The sequence below is a fragment of the Actinomadura scrupuli genome (genome assembly GCF_050971785.1).
Classification (GTDB): Bacteria; Actinomycetota; Actinomycetes; order Streptosporangiales; family Streptosporangiaceae; genus Actinomadura_E; species Actinomadura_E scrupuli.
Genome location: NZ_JBPCCU010000004.1, coordinates 445109 through 462984 on the forward strand (window position 1 = coordinate 445109; position 17876 = coordinate 462984).

Genomic DNA, 17876 nt, shown 5'->3' on the forward strand with positions numbered 1-17876 from the left:
TGACTGCCCGGGCCGGGCTTCCGCGGGCCGGGGGCCTTAACGGGCCGGAGGTCCTCCGGGGGCGGGATCCTACGGGTAGTCGTGCCGCGACGACAGCCAGCCGTGCTGCTTGGCGATCGCCACCGCGTCCACCCGGGTCCTGGCGCCGATCTTCGTCAGCGTCCGGGAGAGGTAGTTGCGCACCGTCCCGCGGGAGAGGAACAGCCGTTCGGCGATCTCGCCGGTCGTGGCCCCCTCCGCGGCGACCTCGAGGACGTCCAGCTCACGGGGGGTCAGCGGGCTCTGCTTGGTGGAGAGCTCGGCGATCGCCAGATTCGCGTCGATGACCCGCTCTCCGCGCGCGACCCGCCTGATCGTGTCCACCAGCTCGGCCGGGGAGGTGTCCTTGAGGACGTAGCCGTCCGCGCAGGCGGTGACCGTGCGGCGCAGGTCCCCTGGTCGCTTCCGGCCGGCCATGATGACGACGGCGCAGTCCGGCACCTTCTCGCGCAGGATCCTGGTCGCGGTGAACCCGTCCATGTCCGTGAGGTCGACGTCGATCAGCGCGACGTCCGGCTCGTGCTCCCGGCCGGCGGCCACGAGCCGCTTGCCGCAGTCCACCGCGCCGGTGACGGAGATTCCCTGTTCGTTGCCGAGGAGAGCGACCAGACCGCTGCGGATCAAGTGCGCGCCTTCAGCGATCAATACCCGAATCACATTGGCCTTTCCCATAATCACATTACGTTTCATGGGACATTCCCGTGGTCCCGGAGCGATGGTCCTCCTGCGGTCATCTCCGAGAGGCGTGATATGTGATTCCGGGTTCGATTACATAGCGTGTGATCGGTAAGGTCTGTGCGGAACCAATTGTATGCATGGTACCACCTGACGCTCTCAGTTGATGGGCGAACAGACGCTCAGAGTAAATTAACGATTGCCCTGCGTCAAGCTGATCAATGGCGCCGCCGCGTCTCTCGGGTATGCGGCGGACCGTTACTGAAAAGTGTGACGCTTTTCGGATCTCCGCAAATCTCGCGGTCCACAGGAGGTAAGTTCGTCACATCGCGAAATCGGCCCGCCATAATACGGTGTTCGCGCCCCGGCGGCCCCGCCCGTGTGCGGTCCTATTCAAGTCGTCACAAATTCGGGGACCGCGATTGTGTTGTCGGTGATAAATCGACCATGCCTACCTGTCTGGTAGGTGATGCTCCGGGCTCGCCGGCCGCCGTCTCGCGGAGTCGTCGAGCGGTGTCCCGCGGTGCGCACGCCGACGGACGACGGGCACAATCAGGGCATGCCCGAACACAGCCCGTTCGCCGCCCCCGAGGATTGCCCCTGCGGGCTGCCCGCGCCGTACCAGGACTGCTGCGGGCGCCTGCACCGCGGGGACGCCGAGGCGCCGACCGCGGAGCGGCTCATGCGCTCGCGGTTCAGCGCGTTCAGCGTGGGCGACGAGGCCTACCTCATGCGCACCTGGCACCCGGCGACGCGGCCACCGCGCGTCGGCCTCGACGAGACCCTGCGGTGGGTGCGCCTGGAGATCCTCCAGACCACCGGCGGCAGCCCCTTCCACACCGACGGAGCCGTCCGCTTCCGCGCCCACTATCTCGAGCGCGGGCGGCCCGGGCACCTGGAGGAGCACAGCCGCTTCGTCGCGCGAGACGGCACCTGGCTGTACGTCGGCCCCATGGCACCGGAGCGGACGACGTAGCCCTGATGCGCATTGCCCGTCCGACCGAAGGTCTAGCATGGATTTCAGCAGAGCCGGACCCACCGCTCTGGGGTGTCGGCTCACGGTCGGCGTACTGAATTCAAGATCGATATCCGCCAGACAGCCCCCGTGTCATGAGGCCTGATGTCGCAACCTCAACCCGCAGTACACCGCACCATTTTCGTCGTCGACGTCGAGGGGTTCGGCGACCGGCGCCGGACCAACCTCGATCAGGTGGCGGTGCGCAGCGGCCTGTACCACTGTCTCGAGCAGGCCTTCCTGGCGTCGGGTCTTCCGTGGGCCAGGTGCGGGCGGGAGGACCGCGGGGACGGTGTGTTCATCCTGGTCCCGCCGGACGTGCCGAAGGCGCCCTTCGTGGACTCCCTGCCCGGCGCGCTGGTCAGCGCGCTGATCGAGCACAACCGTACGCACGCCCCGCAGGAGCGCATCCGGCTGCGCATGGCGCTGCACGCGGGCGAGATCAACTACGACGACCACGGGGTCACCGCCACGTCGATCAATCACGCGTTCCGCCTCGTCGACGCGCCACCGCTCAAGGCGGTGCTCGCCGAGTCCTCCGGGGTGCTGGCGCTGATCGTCTCCTCCTGGTTCTTCGACGAGGTCGTGCGCCACTGCCCGGGCGGCGACGCAGCGACGTACCGGCCGATCGGGGTGGTGGTCAAGGAGACCAGCACGACGGCCTGGCTGTCGCTGCCGGACCATCCCTTCCCGGCGGACCCGACGGTGCTGGAGCACCCGCCTCCGCGCCCCGGCCCCACCGACGACGCGAAGAGCACGCCGTCGTCACAGCCCGGGGCGCCGCAGCAGCTTCCCGCGCCACCTCGCCTGTTCACCGGGAGAGCGCGCGAGCTCGCCCAGCTCACCAGCTTCGCGAACGTGAAGGCGGAGTACGGCGGCGCCGTCACCATCTCGGCGATCAGCGGTATGGGCGGCATCGGGAAGACCTGGCTGGCCCTGCACTGGGCGCACCGCAATCTGCACCGTTTCCCCGACGGGCAGCTGTACGTGAACCTGCGCGGCTTCGACCCCTCCGGTTCACCGATGTCCTCGACGATGGCCGTCCGAGGTTTCCTGGACGCCCTGCAACTCGACCCGGGGGCGATCCCCGTCGACCCCGACGCGCAGGTCGCGCTGTATCGCAGCCTGGTCTCCGGCCGGCGGATGCTGATCCTCCTGGACAACGCCTACGACAGCAGCCAGGTCACCCCGCTCCTGCCGGGCAGCCCGACCTGTACCGTCCTGATCACCAGCCGGAACCAGCTCGCGGGCCTGGTCACCGCGCACGGCGCACAACCACTGGTGCTCGACGTCCTCGACGATGTCGACGCCAGGGAGCTGCTGAGCACCCGGCTGGGTCACGAGCGAATCGCCGGCCAGCCCGCTGCCGTGACCAAGCTGCTGGACTGCTGTGCCGGACTGCCCCTGGCGCTCGGGATCCTCGCCGCCTATGCCGCCATCCATTCGGACTTCCCGCTGGCGATGCTGGCCGCGGAGCTCGACCACGAATCGGCCCGCCTCGACGTGCTCGACGGGGGCGAGCTGAGCACCAACCTCAAGGCGGTGCTGTCCTGGTCGTACCAGGCCCTGGAGCGCGAGACCGCGAACGTCTTCCGGTTGCTCGGCCTGGCTCCCGGCCTGGACATCAGCCCGCCCGCCGCCGCCGCCCTCACCGGACTGCCCCTCGCCCGCACGAGCGTGCTGCTCCGCAAGCTCGAGAGCGCACATCTGATCCAGCAGTACGCGCCGGGCCGGTACCGGATGCACGATCTCATCCGGCTCTACGCTGCCGACCGCGCGGGCACGTCCGGCAGCAACGAGCTGGCGTTGCAGAGGCTTGTCGCGTTCTATCTTCACGCCAGCCACCTGGGCGAAAGGATCCTGTACCCGCACCGCAAGCCGATCGACATCGAAGAGCCCGCCACCGCCTACGTGCTCCCGCCCCTGCATGACGACATATCGACGCTGGCCTGGTTCGACGTCGAGCATTCCTGCCTGCTCGCCGCTCAGGCGGCCGCGGTGGAGCACGGCTGGGACACGCTGGTGTGGCAGCTGGCCTGGACGATGCACGGCTATCTCTGGCGCCGGGGCCACCTCCACGACCAGCTCGCCACCTGGCACGCCGGGCTGGCGTCCGCACAGCGGCTCGGTGATCCGGCGGTTCAGGCGCTCGCGCACCGGCTCCTGGGACAGGCTTCGGCCCGTGCCGGGATGCACGCCGAGGCGACCGACCACCTGAACCAGGCGCTCGAACTCGCGAGAGACATCAACGATCTGCACGGCGAGGCGCGCGCCCACCACGATCTCACCTGGGTCTGGGGGCACAGCGACGACGAGCAGGCGCTGACCCATGCCGAGAACGCCGTACGGCTGTTCCAGGCCCTGGACAATCCCGTCTGGGAGGCCGAGGCGCTGAACGCGATGGGCTGGCACCAGGCCAGGCTGGGCCATCTGCACGAGGCCAACACCAGCTGTGAGCGGGCGCTGAAGCTCTTTCGCGAGTACGAGAACCAGCAGGGCCAGGCGGCCACGTTGACCAATCTCGGCTACATCGCCCATCACTCCGGACGGTACGCCGACGCGCTGGCCTTCTACCGGAGTTCCCTGGCGCTGTGCCGGGATCTGGGCGCCACCTATGACGAGGCCGACACGCTGGACCATTTCGGAAAGGCTCACGCCGCGCTGGGTCAGGACACCGAGGCCCGTCTCGCCTGGCAGCAGGCCCTCATCCTGCTGCGCGCGCAACATCGCTTCTCCGACGCCGACCGCATGCAAGACCAACTCAACGCGCTCGTCAGGGGTACCCATCGCTAGTGCCCGTCGTCGGCGCCTCACCGGGGGCCGTGCCGCGGCGGCGGTGCGGATCGCGTCGTCCCGGTCGGAGAGCGGCGTCGTGTTCAGGACGCCCGGGTGCGGACCCCGACCGCCTGCCAGGCCTCCTGGGTGGCCCGCAGCTCGGGGCTGCCGGCCCCGTAGTGCTGCCGGGCCGCGCCGATGGTGCGGCCGGCGAAGCCGGGGAAGTCCAGCTGGGTGAGACCGGCCGCACCCGTGACGGCCTCGTACCAGATCCGTCCGGCCCGCTCCCAGGCATGGCCGCCCAGCGCGGTGGCGAGCAGATGGAAGGCCCGGTTGGGAATGCCGCAGTTGATATGGACGCCGCCATTGTCGGTCCGGGTCTCGACGTACTCGTCCATGTGGCCCACCTGCGGATCCTTGCCCAGCACCGGGTCGTCGTAGGCGGTGCCGGGTGCCTTGAGCGAGCGGAGCCCGGCACCCGCGATCTCTTCCGCGAGAAGGTTCTCGCCGAGGATCCACGAGGCCTCCGCGGCCGTCTGCCGGCGGCCGTACTGGATCACCAGCGAGGCGAAGACGTCACAGATGGACTCCACCAGCGCGCCGCTCTGGCCCCAGAAGGTCAGGTCGCCCACGCCCGGCATGGCATGGAACAGCTCGTGGGCGATGATGTCCGGGCATCCGCCGAACCTGCGGAAGATGTGGCCGTCGCCGTCACCGACGACGATCATTTCGCCGTTCCAGAAGGCGTTGTTGAACTCGTTGCCGTAGTGGACGATCGCGGCCATCGGTCTCTCGTCGGGACCGATGAACTCGCGGACCAGGACCTCGCGGACGAAGGCATGGGTGGCGACCATGGCGTCGTAGGTGTCGTCGACATCGGGATCGCCGGTGGGCGGATCACCGGTCGACCTGATCAGCGTCAGCTCGTCCAACGACTCCCGATGGGCCGCGCCGTAGATCAAGAACCGCATCCGGGTGGCCGACCCGTCGCGGGCCGGGCCGGGCAGCCCCGAATGCTGGAGTCCCGCCGCGGGCACCTGAGATCTGGACGCGGTCAGTTGTAGCTCGACCCCGCCGCGGTCGACGATCCCCGCCAGCACGAACGGCGGTACGGCTCCCGACAGCGTGAGCCGGCCCACCGCGGACTCGGCGGGCAGCGGGACGAGGGACAGGCGCTTGACCTCGGCCTCCATCATGCTCCGGGGGATCTGGGCGACCTCCCCGATCGCGCGCACCGCCTCGGCCAGATCCTGCACCGCCTGGTCGAGCAGGTCACCGCTCTGGGATTCGGCGAGGCCGGTGCCCACCGCGATGTACTGCACCGCTTCGAGGGCGGCGTATCCACGGTGCACGGCATCGAACGCCCTGCTCCGGCGCATCTGCGCCAGCGCCTTCCCGTGCTCGTCCCAGGCGGTGTACACCAGTGTCGTGATCGGCCAGGATCCGCTGACCCGGAAGTAGGCGACGGCGGCGCCGTTGCGCGTGAGCTCCGCATAGATCAGCCGGGCGGCGGTCCGGACGTTGCCGCGGTTGCGCACGAGACCGCCGACGGCGGTGGCGAGTCCACCGGCGACGGCCCCCGCGGACGCGGCCAGCACGGCCCCGATGTCCATACCCGCCATGGCCGCATCCCCCACGAGTCACCGATGTCCCGACATGGTCTCGCCCGGCGGCCGCGGATGGCAACGGTGAGCGGCGCGCGATGCGCGGGCCGTAGGGAAGAGCGCGCTCGCGGCCGGCCTTCCCGCTAGGCGCCGGTGAAGGCCCGGCGGCTGTGTGCGAGCAGTTCGCGTACGGCGGGGCTTCGGGTGTCCTTCCAGATCAGGGCGAGCAGCGCGGGCGTGTCGACGTCGTCGATGATGCGGGCGGTGAGCCGGTCGCGGTAGCGCGCGGCCATCGAGTCGCTGAGGATGGCGACGGCCAGGCCGCGGGCGGCGAGGTCGGCGATGGCGTCGGCGGCGCTGGCCTGCAGCGCGATCACCGGTCGGAGGTTCTGTGCGGCGCAGGCCTGGTCGAACACGGTGCGCAGGCCGGTGCCGGGCGGCATGCACACGATCGGCTGCGCGGCCAGGTCGCGCAGGGTGACCCGCTGCCGGCTCGCCAGGGGGTGCCCGGCCGGGACCGCTGCGACGAGCCGCTCGCTGATGATGGTCAGCGCGTCCAGCCCGTCGGGGGTGGCGGTCGCCGTTCCGATGAGGGCCAGGTCGAGCGTGCCCGCCCGCACGCTCTCGGTGAGCCGGTCGGAGTTGTCCTCCAGCAGCGAGATCTCCACGCCGGGATGGGCCTGATGGAAGGCGGAGAGCGCGTCGAACAGCGGCGTGAGCGTACAGCCGATGACCATCCCGACGGTGAGGCGGCCGCGGATGAGGTCGGTCACCTCGCCCACCGCCTGGCCGACGGCCCCGGCGGCGGCGAGCGCGGCACGGGCGTGTCCGAGTGCGGCCCTTCCCGCGGTGGTGAGGGTGGCGGTGCGTGCGGAGCGGTCGAACAGGTCGGCGCCGAGTTCGCGTTCGAGCTGGCGGATCTGGGCGCTGACGCCGGACTGGCTGATGTGCACCCGCTCGGCGGCCCGGGTGAAGTTCTGCTCCTCGGCGACCGCGACGAAGTACTCCAGCTGCCTCAGATCCATGGCCATGGATTCTAGCTTCCGGGGGAACCAGCTGCCCGGCTTCTGATCCCGGGCGGGCGGTGCTGGTATGCCGATGCCCGGCGACTACGTCACCGGGAGTAGCGGAGAAAGAGGAAGTCCTCGCCGGTGAGGACGTGGCCGAGGCGGAGGCGCTCGACCTTCGGCAGATCCGGCCCGTCGAGGATGCGGGCGGCGTCGCCGGCGGTCAGCAGCGGGCTGAGGGTCATGCAGAGCTCGTCGAGCAGCCCGGTGGCGGTGATCTGTGCGAGCAGCCTCGGGCCGCCTTCGCACAGGGTCCGGGGGTAGCCCCGCCGGGTCAGTTCGGACAGCGCCGCGGGAAGGTCGACACGCTCGTCGCCTGCGACGATGAGCTCGCAGTGCTCCGCCGCCGCACGGCGCAGTTCCGGGGGCGCGGCGGCCGAGGTGATCACGATCGGGGGCTCGGCGGACTCGGTGAAGACCGGCGCGTTCAGGTCGAGGACCAGGCGGCCCGAGACGATGACGAGCCTCGGCTCGGGGGAGCGGCCGGTGCGCAGCCTGTGCCAGCCCGGCGCGGACCGTACGGGCCCGTAGTCCTCGGTGCGGACGGTGCCGGCACCGACGATGATCGCGTCCGCGAGCCCGCGGAGCGTCGAGAACACCAGCTGGTCGGCGGGCCCGCCGAGGCCGCCGGACCGCTCGTCGAGCCACGCGGCCCCGTCGAGACTAGTGATCATGTTGGCGCGCAGCCATGGACCGTCCTTCGGGTAGGCGTAGGCGACCGCGAGGTCGACGTCCTCGATGCCGCACCGAAGCCCTTCCATCCGGCTCAAGCCCCTCTCCCGCCGGCATTGTGATCTCCGCCGGCATCCGACCAGTATGGCCGGTCGAGAGGCCTCACCAGCGGGGACCCGGCCCTGACCCGGGGCCGCCGTGACCCGGGGCCGCCGTGAGCCGGCCGGTGGTACGTACCCGTCGGCGCGAACGGGCGCCGCACACCCAGCCCCCTGGAGGCAGCATGCTGTTCCGCTCCGTGGCCGAGGACGATCTCGACCGCGTTCTGGCCTGCGAGGTCACCGAGCCCGTCGGCTGGATCCCCGCGGACCGCTACCGCGCGGAACTCGCCGCCCGGCGATGTCGTCCCGAATGGACCTGGATCGCCGAGGACGGCGACCGGATCCTGGCCCGCGCCCTCTGGTGGGGGCGCCCCGCCGGTGCGCACCCGCTCGCGCTCGACTGCCTGTACGTCCACGACTCGGTCCCCGACCGCATCGGGCTGGCAGCCGGGCTGCTGGCGGCCGGACACGATGCCTTCCGCTCCCGGGGCGCCGGGCGACCGCCCCGGTACGACCTGAGCGTGCCGAACGGCCGGCGGGACGACCCCGCCGTGACCACCGCGCTCGGCTGGCGGCGCGCGGCGGCCGTACGCGCCGGGCTCACCGACGAACTCGAGCGGCTCCGCTACGAGTGGACCCCGGCCGCCGGCCTGCCGGGCTCCAGCGGGCGGCTGATCTTCCGGCCCGAACCCGGCGACGACGTGTTCCTGTCCGCGCTCCGCAGGGTCGCCGACGGCAGTCTCGACGTCACGACCCGCAGGAAAATCGCCGCGTCCGGGGCCGAGCGACAGGCCCGCGCGGACCTGGACCTCTACCGCGAGATGCCCGGTGACCGGGAGTGGTGGCGGCTAGCCCGTACCGCGGACGGTGAACTCGCGGGGCTGGCCATGCCCAACCTCAGCGTCTACGGCCCGGTCGTCGGGTACCTCGGCGTCGTCCCCGAACTCCGCGGCCGGCGCTACATCGACGACATACTCGCCGAGATCACCCGCTTCCACGCCCAGAACGGTGCGCGCCGGATCACCGCCACCACCGACGTGACCAACCGGCCGATGGCAGCCGCCTTCGAACGCGCCGGCTACCGCGTCCAGGAGTTCTGCGTGGTCCTCTCGGCACCCGCCGGCCGATGAGCCGCATGCGGCCGGGAGCCGTGCGGCGGCCGTCCCGCACGACACGGGTCACGCGAAAATCACGACCTCCGTATTTCACCATCAATGTTGCCTAAACTAGATTAGTGGCCTGTTTTTGTTTGCCGCAAGTTTATTCCGCCTGTCATTGACTGTGCATTTTTCGTCGTTTCTTATGGATGATAAGAGGCGTCGACATATGTCCGCCTCGGTCCAGGGACGGCCGCCGGGATGTCAATCCGCAGGCGGCCCGGGCAGAAAGGATGCGCCAATGCTCAGCACACGCCGCCTCATCCTGCTTGCTTCCGCGCTCCCCGTCGCCGCGACCATCGCGCTGGTCGAAGCCCCGCAGGCCTTCGCCGCTCCGGGCTCGCACGAGGCGGTGGGCACCGCCGCCGCGCAGGCGCTCCAGGGGCGTCCCATGGACGACAACTGGAACATCGGATTCCGGGCCGGGATGCGGCAGGGCGTCCGGGACGGCGGCCTGGACTGCAAGAACAAGCGGAGCCGTTCCACGCACCGGCACCTCAGGAGCGCCGTGCCCGGCGCCACCATGTACTCGCGCGGTTGGGCCGTCGGGTATATGCAGGGCTACAAGAGCATGTGCCCGTCGTCGTAGCCGGCCGGCGCAGTTCGGCCGGGTACCTCCAGGCCGCCGCCGTCCGGCGGCGGCCTGGCCCGGCTCGGATTCCTCGCCGCCGGCCTAGCGCCCGAAGGCGGTGAGGAACTGATCGCGGAAGGCGCTCATCTTCCAGACCGGGGCCGCCGGGCCGGGATTGAGGCCGTCCTGCCATCCCCATCCGGAGATGCGGTCCAGAACGGCCTTGTCACGGGCGACGAGCGTGATGGGAACGTCTCGGCTGGCGTTGTCGCCGGTGACGACCCGGCCGGGCTGGTGGTCGCCGAGGAACACGAGCACGAGGTTGTCGTCGCCGTAGGTCTGGACGTAGGAGATGAGGCTGCCGAGCGAGTATTCGACGGACTGCCGGTACGCGGCGCGGATCCGGTTGCGGTCGTGCCATACGGTCTTCGGCCGCGAGCCGGCCGCGGCCTGGGCATTGAAGATCGTGCCGTCGCCGAGTTCGTTCCAGCCGACCTCCTTGGGGAGGGGCGCCCAGGGTGCGTGGCTGGAGAGCAGCGGCATTTCCGCCATGATCGGGGCGTGGCCCGGTGCCGCGCGTTCGAGGCGCTGGAAGGTCGACAGAGTGTACTGATCGGGCATGGTGGCCCAGCTGAAGCGCGGGCCGTGATATCCGAAGTCACGGGAGGTGTAGATCTTGTCGAAGCCGAAGAACGAGCTTTCGGGCCAGGCCCGGGTGACCCCCGGCACGACGGCGACCGACCGCCAGCTCGCGCGCCGGAAGGCGCCGTTGAGGGTCAGGCGATCGCTGGCGACGAGGGTGCGGTAGCGCTGCTGGTTGTTGATCCACAGGCCGGACATCAGGGTGGAGTGGGCCAGCCAGCTGCCGCTTCCGTACGTCGGTGAGGTGAGGAAGGCGCTGCGGGAGGAGAACCCGGCCGCGGCCAGCCGCCGGGTCCCGGCGTCGAGCACCGCGTCGACCCGAGGTGCCAGCTGCGGGTCCTCGACCGCGGAGCGTCCGTAGCTCTCGACGAAGGCGACGACGACGTCCTTGCCGCGCAGGCCGGTCAGCAGGTCCTTGCCCGGAGTGTTGCGGAAGGCGTCGACGGCGGCCTGCGCTGCGAACACCTTCTGGTCCCGCAGACCGGCGCGTACCTGGGCCGCATGGCGGTAGACGAGCCCGACCGCGCCCTTGGAGGCGACGGGCACGCCCGGGACGATCTGCGCTCCGAACACGGCGCACGTCACCCAGACGGCACCGAGCGCGGTGGCACCGCCGGCCGCGACGGTGTCGTGCCGGACCGCCAGGCGGGTCAGGCGCAGCACCGACAGCGTCATGAGGACGAGCACGGCGACGAGGAGGACCACCACGCCGACCACGGTGCCGATCGCCCCGGCCTGGCCGACCGAGGATCCCAGGAACTCCACACCGTCCTGGAGCAGGGTCCAGTCCAGCACCAGATCGAAGGGCCGGTCCAGGAACTCGGAGAAGCCGAGGTCCGCGATCTTCACGATGGTCACCGCACCGAGCGCCAGCCCGGCGAGCGTCACCACCACGCGCCGCAGCCTGGCCGGCAGGACCAGGATCACGGCGACGCCGAAGAACACCTCCACCGGGATGCGCACGAACGCCGCGGGGGTGAGCTGATCGACCCTGGTCGGAGCGATCAGGGCGAACAACACCAGCAGAGCCGCCAGGACGGTCATCACCCACACCGCGACCCGGCGCACTCCCCGGCGGCCGGCGGAGCCGCCCGCCACCTCGTCGCCCGCCACCTCGTCCTCGGGCGGGGCACCGGCGGGGCCGCCTGCGGCGTCTTCATCCGGCTTGTGGTCCAGGCGGCCGTCCGTCGTCACATCGTCCTCCGGGAAAATCGTCCGTGCTCAGCAGGGCTCTCGGGTCTCCGGCACCTCAGCGAAGGGGAGGCTCCCGGGTGCGAAGCGCGTTCGTGCGGTCACCGCCGCGAACGCCGGCCGCTGCCGCGCGGACGGGCCGGCGGTGCCGATCCGGTCCGGCCGCCGGCCGATCCGGGCATGGCCGGCCCGGCCCTGTGTTCGTGGTCTCGATGAGATCGCGCGGGTTCCTCATCGCGTCCTCCGGAGGGCGGGTGTCGGGTCTGCTCCGTACCGGCAGCGGGATTCGACCGGAAGTACGGGGCGCACGGCAGGCCGGTTCACTTCCGGTTCATGTCCGGTTCACCCAGGGGCGGGACGTGGCCGGGAGACGGATCCGCCACCCGGGGAGCGGCGGCCTCCAGCTGGAAGTCCGGGTGGCGCACCCCGGCCCGCATCGCCGAGCCGAATCGAGGGAACCCACGCGGCGGCGACCTCCTCTAAGGGAGACGGAATGCTCGCCGGTGAAACGACCGCCGGGATCGCCCGAAAAAACCATTGGCGATCTCCTCGCCGAAGATGCATTCTAGAACCCATAAGCGGGGACACCGCCCCGGCGACACGAAGGAAGCACCAAAGTGATCAGTCAGTTGACCGCGCTGAATGCGTCAGCGTGTGAATGGCGTGGCGGCGACGTCACCCCCGACGGTGCCTCTGGGTAGCGGCCGAATCCGGTCCGACCAGAGGCCGCCCCAGGGGAGACGTCCCGGGGCGGCCTTTTTCATGCCCCCGAGCATTTTTCCGGCCGACGATCCGATCAGCGAGTGGGTGAACCGACGGCAGGAGCCCGGCTTCCAAATCCGGCGCGAGAGGGTTCGACTCCTTCCACCCATGCGACACCCCGCCTCCGGGCGGAGGAACTGCCCGGGCCTTGCCCGGATTGAGAACTCCACAGTGGACAAGCACACCAAGTCCGGGAACGGCACGATGTTCCCTGACGAGATGGCCGCCGACCCCGGCACACCCGACGCTCGTCGGGTGCCGCCGGTCCCCCCGTCACGGACGGGGCCGGAACCACGGTCGGCGGAGCCCTGGCCGGACGCCCCATCACGGCGCCCGGGCCAGGGCGATCTGGGCCGGTGGTGACAACGGCATCACGTCTGCCTTGCAAGCAGAAGTTCCGGGTTCGAGTCCCGGTTGGTCCACGGAGTGCTCTGGAGGACGAGGTCTCCTACGTCCGGGAGCACGCGAACGGCCGGGCACCGGAGCAGCGGGCCGGGCACGTTCCTCCGCCGTAGAAGCCGAACAGGTAAGGCGCCTCCCTTCCAAGGAGACGGACGGGGTTCGAGTCCCCGCTACGGCTCGGTACGGCGATCGATGGCTCGATACGGCGATCGATCGGCTGATCAGGCCGCTCGCGCCCGGCGGGACGGGCCCCGGACTCTTACTCCGGGCTGGCGGGGTTCGAGACCCCGGGGCGGTACGACCTCCGGAACCGGCGAGTGATGTGGCCGGAGGCACGCGGGAATGGCGAAACAGGCAGCCGCACCGGGCCCAAACCCCGGCGAGCACCCGCTCGTCCCGGTTCGAATCCGGGTTCCCGTACCGATGCTGGATCGTCCAGACGGCAGGACACGTGACTCTGGATCACGCGACGCAGGTTCGAACCCTGCTCCAGCAGCGAGGCCGCCGAGCACCCGGTGGTGCGACCGCCCTCGTAAGGCGGGACGGCCCGGGTCGGCACCGGGCGGCGGCTCCAAGCGTTCGTAGCCCAATCTGGTAGAGGCGCCTGGTCGAGGGCCAGGAGGATGCCGGTTCGAATCCGGCCGGACGTACGCGGGGAAAGGCCCTTCGGATCGGCGTCCGCTCGTCCTTGGTAGGGACGGGCCGCCCGGGTCGGCACCGGGGAAGGGCTCTTCAGGTGGGTGAAGTGTTATTGGCCGCACACGACCATGCCACGGTCGAAGGGCGGGTTCGAATCCCGTCGCCCGCTCCACGCCGTTCTAGCCCAATTGGCAGGAGGCACCAGATTCAGGATCTGGGCAGTCCGGGTTCGAGTCCCGGGAACGGTACGCACGGCGAGGTGCCAGAGATGGCTTATCGGGCACTCCTGCTAAGGGTGTGGCGGCTCAACCGGTCGTCCGTGGGTTCGAATCCCACCCTCGCCGCCAAGGAATTCCGTGCGCGGAATTCCGGCCTCCGATGGCCAAGCCCGGTCAAGGCGCCGCTCTGATACGGCGGGATTCGCTGGTTCAAATCCAGCTCGGAGGACGCGGGGAAGGTGTCCGGCCAGACGAGGAGCGTCGTCGGAAGCGACGTGGCACGGCTGCATGCCGTGTTCAGGGTGCGAGTCCCTGACCTTCCGCACTGGAGGGGCCAGCCGACGGATGGCGACGGCCGTGGTCTCGAAAACCATTGGGGGCTCTGCCCCGTGCGAGTTCGATCCTCGCTCCCTCCGCACAGTTCGCGCCGTTCGCGCCCGACAGGTCTGGGCACCGGCCTTTTAAGCCGGAGTGAAGGGGTTCGAGTCCTCTGGACGGCACGCAACGCAGAGCCCTTCGGCTCAGCCGGGAAACCGGCAAGGCTCCTTCGACCATGGGTTAGGTTGCGAGGTTTTCACCCTCGCGGAGCGGGTTCGAGTCCCGCAGGAGCTACCGCGCAGTGGGGGAGTTCGGCCGTCCCCGTGGGCCTCATGAGCCCGAGATCGCCGGTTCGAATCCGGCCTGCGCCACCAGTGCGGTGTCGTCTAACGGCAGGACCCGGGATTGTTAATCCCGCCGGTGCTGGTTCGAATCCAGCCGCCGCAGCCACTCTGATCCACCCGGCAGGGCCTCGTGCCGGGGCGCGCGAAGGTCGGCGCGCGAAGCCGCCGGTCTCCGTGACGGACATCGGGCGGGGCCGCTCCTGCTCACGTAGCTCAATGGTCAGAGCGCTGCCCTGTCGAGGCAGACGGTGCCGGTTCGAGTCCGGTCGTGAGTGCCAGGTCCTTGTAGCTCAGCTGGACAGAGCAACCGCTTCCGAAGCGGTAGGTCGCCGGTTCGAATCCGGCTGAGGACACCGGTGCGGTCCATGCCGCGGCGACCCGTCGCGGCATGGACCCGCATCCGCCCGATCGACGACCGGTAGCTCAGCAGGCCAGAGCGGCTGTCCTACAAACAGCGGGTCGCAGGTTCGAATCCTGCTCGGTCGACCGGCGCTCCGCCAGGCGAAGCGCCGCACGGTGGTCGTGGCGCAGCCCGCGGCACGCCGAGTTCCGCCCTCATAGCTCAATGGACAGAGCACCCGGCTTCGGACCGGGGTGTAGCGGGTTCGACTCCTGCTGGGGGCGCGATGGGTCCTGGCGCGGTTCTCGCTGGTGCGGGCGGCGGTCTGCAAAGCCGACCGATCTCGGGTTCGATTCCCGTCCGCGCTTCCAACGGCTCGTAGCTCAACGGACAGAGCGGCCGCCTCCTACGCGGTGACACGGTGCGGGTTCGAGTCCTGCCGGGCCGGCCTTTCGGGTGTGTGAGTCCACTGGGAGTAACGAAAGACCCTGCCCGCACGGTCCGCCGGGCCTGCGGCAGGAGCCGCCGACCGATCGGCGAGGGCTCGCGCCGGTGACCTCCGGGTCAGACCGGCCGACCGGGGCTCCGGTCCGGCCGGAGCGCCGGCTCGCCGCGTCGCGCCCCGGCGAGCCAGGTGACCGCGGCGCCGGACACCACGACCAGCGCGATGCCCAGCCCGGCCGGGCCGGTGAGACGCTCGTCGAGCACCAGCGCCCCGATCAGCGCGCCCATCGCCGGATCCACGGCCAGCAGGGTCCCGGTCACCCGGGGAGAGGTCAGCCGGGTCGCGGTGTAGGTGAAGCCGAAGGCGACCGCCACACCGATGATCCCGGACGCGGCGAGTACCGGCCATCCGCCCGTCCCTGACACCCGGGGCACGGCCGCAGCCGAGAACGGCGCCAGCACCAGGGCCCCGACGGTGACCGACAGCGCCAGGCCGGAGAAGCCGGACGAGGCGCGCCCCACGTGACCGGCGAGCACCGTGTAGCCGCCGAAGGCCACGGCCGCGCCCAGCCCCCAGGCCAGGCCCACGGCGGTCATGCTGCCCGTCGGGTCACTGATCAGTGCCACCCCGGCCAGCGCCGCCAGCGGGAACACCGACTCCCACCGGGTGCGCGTACCGAGAAACGCCACGAGGAACGGCCCCAGGAACTCCAGCGTCACCGCGATGCCGAGCGGGAGGTTCGCGACGGCGTTGTAGAACAAGACGTTCATCGCGGCCATCGCCGCGCCGTACAGCACGATGCCGGCCCACTCCCGCCGGGGCCGCCCCCGCAGCGCCGGCCGGGTCAGCACCAGCAGCACCAGCGCGGCGATCGCCATCCGCAGTCCGCTCACGCCGACGGTGCCGACCGTGCCGAGCAGCCCCTTGGCGATCGCGGCCGACAGCTGAACGCACAGCGACGCGCCGAGAATCAGGAGCGCGCACGCGATCGCGGCGCTCGAGCGTGCACGTCGACCGGTGACCACCGGTCCCGACGATAGCGGGAGGGCCGCGGCGGACGGCAACGGCCTCCCGCTCACTCGGGGGTCCGGGCACGCCGGCCCCGCACGTCAATGCGGGCGAGTGCGACCTGCATCGACGCAGGGGCGGGGCGGATCACCACCTCGTGCGCGGCTACCCCGCCACTCGATGCTCGGACCTGGCGAACTGCTCCACGATCGCCATGCAGAAGGCCGGCAGGTCGGCGGGTGAACGGCTGGTCGTGAACTGCCCGTCGACCACCACCTCCTCGTCGACGACCTCCGCCCCGGCATTGCGGAGATCGGTACGGATGCTCGGCCAGGAGGTGAGCCTGCGGCCTCGTACGGCGTCGGCCTCGACCAGGGTCCAGGGACCGTGGCAGATCGCCGCGACGGGCTTGCCCGAGGCGACGAACGCCTTCACGAAGCCGACGGCATCCCGGTTCATTCGCAGCTGGTCCGGGTTCACGGTCCCGCCGGGCAGGAGAAGGGCGTCGTAGTCGTCGGGTGAGGCATCGGAGACCAGCCGGTCGACGGCGAACGTGCCGGCCGCGTTCATATCCCACTGCCGGGCCTGGATCTCACCGGGGTGGAGGGACAGCAACTCGGATTTCGCGCCCGCTCCGTAGAGCGCCCCTCTCGGCTGCTCCAGCTCGACCCGCTCCACGCCGTCCGTCGCAAGGATGGCGATCTTCCGGCCGTGTAGTTCGTGAGCCATGACTCCTCCTACCGTGGTTGGCGTCGGCACCGCGGCGGTGTCCGGGCCGGCCGCACGGTGGTCTCCGGAACCGGCTTCACCTCGGTATCCGGATCGGCCGGTCAGCCACCTATGTGGCGTTGATCCGGGCGATGCAGCGGTGGTCGGACCGGCTCCAGCAGCGGGGTGACGGTGGTCCGCCGCCCCTGCGGAGCCGTCTGGAATCACCTTCCATGATAGCCCCCGGACCTACGGCGACCCCGGCCTGACCAGCGCGAAGGCACGTGAGCGCGCCGGTCCGGTCACGCCCGGGTGGACAGTTCGTCGAAGTACGGTTTCATCGCCGGGTAGTAGTCGTCGAAGTCGGGCCTGGGCGAGCCGTCGCGAGCGGCCGTGAGCATGTCGAGGTAGTACTCCCAGCCGGGGCCGACCTCGCCGAGGTGGTCCTCGGTGTCGAGATGGTGCACGAGCCGCAGTTCGGTCGCGCCGTTCGCTTCGGTCAGCAGCAGTTCCATCCGCCAGCTCCCGGCTTCGTCGGTCGTCGACACGGCCAGCCGCCGCGGGGGATCGCACGCGTCGATGTGCAGCTCGAACCACGGCGCCTCGTCCTCGTACGCCATCTGCACCTTGATGGTCCGGCCGGGCGCGGCGTCGCCCTCCCAGGGCCCGAACCAGCGGGCGGTGCGGTCGGGTTCGGTCAGGCCGGCCCACACGTCCTCGGCGGGCGCCCGGAAGGTCCGGGTGAGGACGAGATCGCTTCCGGTGCTGTTGCGAAACAGCCGGCCGGTGGGGAAACGGTTCATGCCGTGTTCTCCTCTTCTTGGTCCGCGGCATCGCGTGCGCGGCGTTCGCGGCGGGTCCGGTAGACCTCTGTCTCCAGTGCGTCGAGGCGGTGCTCCCAGTCCACGGGCCGGGCGAACTGGGCGAGCCACGAGACGAGCTCGGTGAACTGCCCGGGGTCGAGCTCGTAGAGCCGTTGCCTGCCCACGAGCTCGTCGTGGATCAGCCCGCTCTGCCGGAGGACCCGCAGGTGGCGGCTCACGGCGGGCCTGCTGATCTGGAAACGCCCGGCGATCTGCCCGGCGGACAGCCGCCCGTCACGCAGCATGACCAGGATCTCCCGTCGTACGGGATCCCCGATCGCCCCGGCCACCTCGTCCACACCCGGAAGTGTAACCCATTG

At 70.5% G+C, this 17876-nt stretch carries 13 protein-coding genes and 19 tRNA genes; 23 read left to right on the forward strand and 9 right to left on the reverse strand.

From position 1 onward, the window contains the following. Nucleotides 1–69 precede the first annotated feature (69 nt). Nucleotides 70–729 (reverse strand): response regulator, encoded by a 660-nt coding sequence (locus tag ACRYCC_RS21275; RefSeq protein WP_490885253.1) that lies wholly within the window; start codon nt 727–729, stop codon nt 70–72. Nucleotides 730–1273: 544 nt separating this feature from the next. On the opposite strand from ACRYCC_RS21275, the gene ACRYCC_RS21280 reads away from it, so the two are divergent. Both ACRYCC_RS21280 and ACRYCC_RS21285 read left to right on the forward strand, forming a co-directional pair. Continuing rightward, nucleotides 1274–1690: a YchJ family protein gene (locus ACRYCC_RS21280; protein ID WP_433814615.1), complete on the forward strand. Its 417-nt coding sequence runs from the start codon at nt 1274–1276 to the stop codon at nt 1688–1690. A 144-nt stretch (nt 1691–1834) separates the two neighbouring features. Next, the gene (locus tag ACRYCC_RS21285) at nt 1835–4522 is read left to right on the forward strand and encodes an ATP-binding protein (protein WP_433814616.1); all 2688 of its coding nucleotides are present in this window, start codon (nt 1835–1837) and stop codon (nt 4520–4522) included. Nucleotides 4523–4605: 83 nt separating this feature from the next. Here ACRYCC_RS21285 and ACRYCC_RS21290 read toward each other — a convergent pair whose 3' ends face one another. The 3 genes from ACRYCC_RS21290 to ACRYCC_RS21300 form a co-directional block, all read right to left on the reverse strand. Continuing rightward, on the reverse strand, nt 4606–6126 hold the full coding sequence (locus tag ACRYCC_RS21290; protein WP_433814618.1) for a M4 family metallopeptidase: 1521 nt from the start codon (nt 6124–6126) through the stop codon (nt 4606–4608). Between the two features lie 125 nt (nt 6127–6251). Beyond that, nucleotides 6252–7133 (reverse strand): LysR family transcriptional regulator, encoded by an 882-nt coding sequence (locus ACRYCC_RS21295; protein ID WP_433814620.1) that lies wholly within the window; start codon nt 7131–7133, stop codon nt 6252–6254. Nucleotides 7134–7222: 89 nt separating this feature from the next. Then, on the reverse strand, nt 7223–7936 hold the full coding sequence (locus ACRYCC_RS21300; RefSeq protein WP_433815037.1) for a pyrimidine reductase family protein: 714 nt from the start codon (nt 7934–7936) through the stop codon (nt 7223–7225). Nucleotides 7937–8130: 194 nt separating this feature from the next. Between ACRYCC_RS21300 and ACRYCC_RS21305 the strand changes: the two genes are divergently transcribed. Next, nucleotides 8131–9078, forward strand: a complete 948-nt coding sequence (locus ACRYCC_RS21305; protein ID WP_433814621.1) for a GNAT family N-acetyltransferase — start codon at nt 8131–8133, stop codon at nt 9076–9078. Nucleotides 9079–9346: 268 nt separating this feature from the next. Continuing rightward, nucleotides 9347–9694 (forward strand): hypothetical protein, encoded by a 348-nt coding sequence (locus ACRYCC_RS21310; protein WP_433814623.1) that lies wholly within the window; start codon nt 9347–9349, stop codon nt 9692–9694. A gap of 84 nt (nt 9695–9778) precedes the next feature. Here ACRYCC_RS21310 and ACRYCC_RS21315 read toward each other — a convergent pair whose 3' ends face one another. Continuing rightward, the gene (locus ACRYCC_RS21315) at nt 9779–11512 is read right to left on the reverse strand and encodes an LTA synthase family protein (protein ID WP_433814624.1); all 1734 of its coding nucleotides are present in this window, start codon (nt 11510–11512) and stop codon (nt 9779–9781) included. A 1109-nt stretch (nt 11513–12621) separates the two neighbouring features. On the opposite strand from ACRYCC_RS21315, the gene ACRYCC_RS21320 reads away from it, so the two are divergent. The 19 genes from ACRYCC_RS21320 (at nt 12622) to ACRYCC_RS21410 (ending at nt 14980) form a co-directional block, all read left to right on the forward strand. Continuing rightward, nucleotides 12622–12693 (forward strand) — tRNA-Ala (locus ACRYCC_RS21320). A gap of 86 nt (nt 12694–12779) precedes the next feature. Then, nucleotides 12780–12851: transfer RNA gene (locus ACRYCC_RS21325), tRNA-Gly, on the forward strand. A gap of 158 nt (nt 12852–13009) precedes the next feature. Further along, a tRNA-Leu gene (locus ACRYCC_RS21330) sits at nt 13010–13093 on the forward strand. 4 nt (nt 13094–13097) lie between these two features. Further along, nucleotides 13098–13169: transfer RNA gene (locus tag ACRYCC_RS21335), tRNA-Gln, on the forward strand. A 79-nt stretch (nt 13170–13248) separates the two neighbouring features. Further along, nucleotides 13249–13323, forward strand: a tRNA-Leu gene (locus ACRYCC_RS21340). An 86-nt stretch (nt 13324–13409) separates the two neighbouring features. After that, nucleotides 13410–13484: transfer RNA gene (locus tag ACRYCC_RS21345), tRNA-Gly, on the forward strand. A 1-nt stretch (nt 13485) separates the two neighbouring features. After that, nucleotides 13486–13560: transfer RNA gene (locus ACRYCC_RS21350), tRNA-Leu, on the forward strand. A 5-nt stretch (nt 13561–13565) separates the two neighbouring features. After that, nucleotides 13566–13659, forward strand: a tRNA-Ser gene (locus tag ACRYCC_RS21355). A gap of 25 nt (nt 13660–13684) precedes the next feature. Next, nucleotides 13685–13759, forward strand: a tRNA-Ile gene (locus ACRYCC_RS21360). Nucleotides 13760–13857: 98 nt separating this feature from the next. After that, nucleotides 13858–13946: transfer RNA gene (locus tag ACRYCC_RS21365), tRNA-Ser, on the forward strand. A gap of 10 nt (nt 13947–13956) precedes the next feature. Beyond that, nucleotides 13957–14030, forward strand: a tRNA-Lys gene (locus ACRYCC_RS21370). A gap of 40 nt (nt 14031–14070) precedes the next feature. Next, a tRNA-Glu gene (locus tag ACRYCC_RS21375) sits at nt 14071–14142 on the forward strand. Between the two features lies 1 nt (nt 14143). After that, nucleotides 14144–14222, forward strand: a tRNA-Met gene (locus ACRYCC_RS21380). Nucleotide 14223: 1 nt separating this feature from the next. After that, nucleotides 14224–14298: transfer RNA gene (locus ACRYCC_RS21385), tRNA-Asn, on the forward strand. A 96-nt stretch (nt 14299–14394) separates the two neighbouring features. After that, nucleotides 14395–14470 (forward strand) — tRNA-Asp (locus ACRYCC_RS21390). 1 nt (nt 14471) lies between these two features. Then, nucleotides 14472–14545: transfer RNA gene (locus tag ACRYCC_RS21395), tRNA-Arg, on the forward strand. A gap of 59 nt (nt 14546–14604) precedes the next feature. Next, a tRNA-Val gene (locus tag ACRYCC_RS21400) sits at nt 14605–14678 on the forward strand. 65 nt (nt 14679–14743) lie between these two features. Beyond that, nucleotides 14744–14816, forward strand: a tRNA-Arg gene (locus ACRYCC_RS21405). An 88-nt stretch (nt 14817–14904) separates the two neighbouring features. Then, nucleotides 14905–14980 (forward strand) — tRNA-Arg (locus ACRYCC_RS21410). 116 nt (nt 14981–15096) lie between these two features. On the opposite strand, the gene ACRYCC_RS21415 is transcribed toward ACRYCC_RS21410, so the two are convergent. The 4 genes from ACRYCC_RS21415 to ACRYCC_RS21430 all read right to left on the reverse strand — a co-directional run bounded on the left by ACRYCC_RS21415 (nt 15097) and on the right by ACRYCC_RS21430 (nt 17855). Then, nucleotides 15097–16002 (reverse strand): EamA family transporter, encoded by a 906-nt coding sequence (locus ACRYCC_RS21415; RefSeq protein ID WP_433814626.1) that lies wholly within the window; start codon nt 16000–16002, stop codon nt 15097–15099. Nucleotides 16003–16150: 148 nt separating this feature from the next. Continuing rightward, nucleotides 16151–16714 carry a type 1 glutamine amidotransferase domain-containing protein gene (locus tag ACRYCC_RS21420; protein ID WP_433814628.1) on the reverse strand — a complete coding sequence of 188 codons (564 nt, stop codon included), beginning with the start codon at nt 16712–16714 and terminating at the stop codon, nt 16151–16153. Between the two features lie 281 nt (nt 16715–16995). Beyond that, nucleotides 16996–17496 carry an SRPBCC family protein gene (locus ACRYCC_RS21425; RefSeq protein ID WP_433814629.1) on the reverse strand — a complete coding sequence of 167 codons (501 nt, stop codon included), beginning with the start codon at nt 17494–17496 and terminating at the stop codon, nt 16996–16998. Next, nucleotides 17493–17855: a metalloregulator ArsR/SmtB family transcription factor gene (locus ACRYCC_RS21430; RefSeq protein WP_433814631.1), complete on the reverse strand. Its 363-nt coding sequence runs from the start codon at nt 17853–17855 to the stop codon at nt 17493–17495. Before ACRYCC_RS21430 ends, ACRYCC_RS21425 begins: the two co-directional genes overlap by 4 nt. Between the last annotated feature and the right edge of the window lie 21 nt (nt 17856–17876).

Coding starts and splice junctions, on each gene's coding strand:
- ACRYCC_RS21280 (WP_433814615.1), top strand. CDS start 1,274: ATGCCCGAACACAGCCCGTTCGCCGCCCCCGAGGATTGCCCCTGCGGG.
- ACRYCC_RS21305 (WP_433814621.1), top strand. CDS start 8,131: ATGCTGTTCCGCTCCGTGGCCGAGGACGATCTCGACCGCGTTCTGGCC.
- ACRYCC_RS21425 (WP_433814629.1), bottom strand. CDS start 17,496: ATGAACCGTTTCCCCACCGGCCGGCTGTTTCGCAACAGCACCGGAAGC.
- ACRYCC_RS21290 (WP_433814618.1), bottom strand. CDS start 6,126: ATGGCGGGTATGGACATCGGGGCCGTGCTGGCCGCGTCCGCGGGGGCC.
- ACRYCC_RS21420 (WP_433814628.1), bottom strand. CDS start 16,714: ATGGCTCACGAACTACACGGCCGGAAGATCGCCATCCTTGCGACGGAC.
- ACRYCC_RS21300 (WP_433815037.1), bottom strand. CDS start 7,936: ATGGAAGGGCTTCGGTGCGGCATCGAGGACGTCGACCTCGCGGTCGCC.
- ACRYCC_RS21285 (WP_433814616.1), top strand. CDS start 1,835: ATGTCGCAACCTCAACCCGCAGTACACCGCACCATTTTCGTCGTCGAC.
- ACRYCC_RS21310 (WP_433814623.1), top strand. CDS start 9,347: ATGCTCAGCACACGCCGCCTCATCCTGCTTGCTTCCGCGCTCCCCGTC.
- ACRYCC_RS21295 (WP_433814620.1), bottom strand. CDS start 7,133: ATGGATCTGAGGCAGCTGGAGTACTTCGTCGCGGTCGCCGAGGAGCAG.
- ACRYCC_RS21275 (WP_490885253.1), bottom strand. CDS start 729: ATGAAACGTAATGTGATTATGGGAAAGGCCAATGTGATTCGGGTATTG.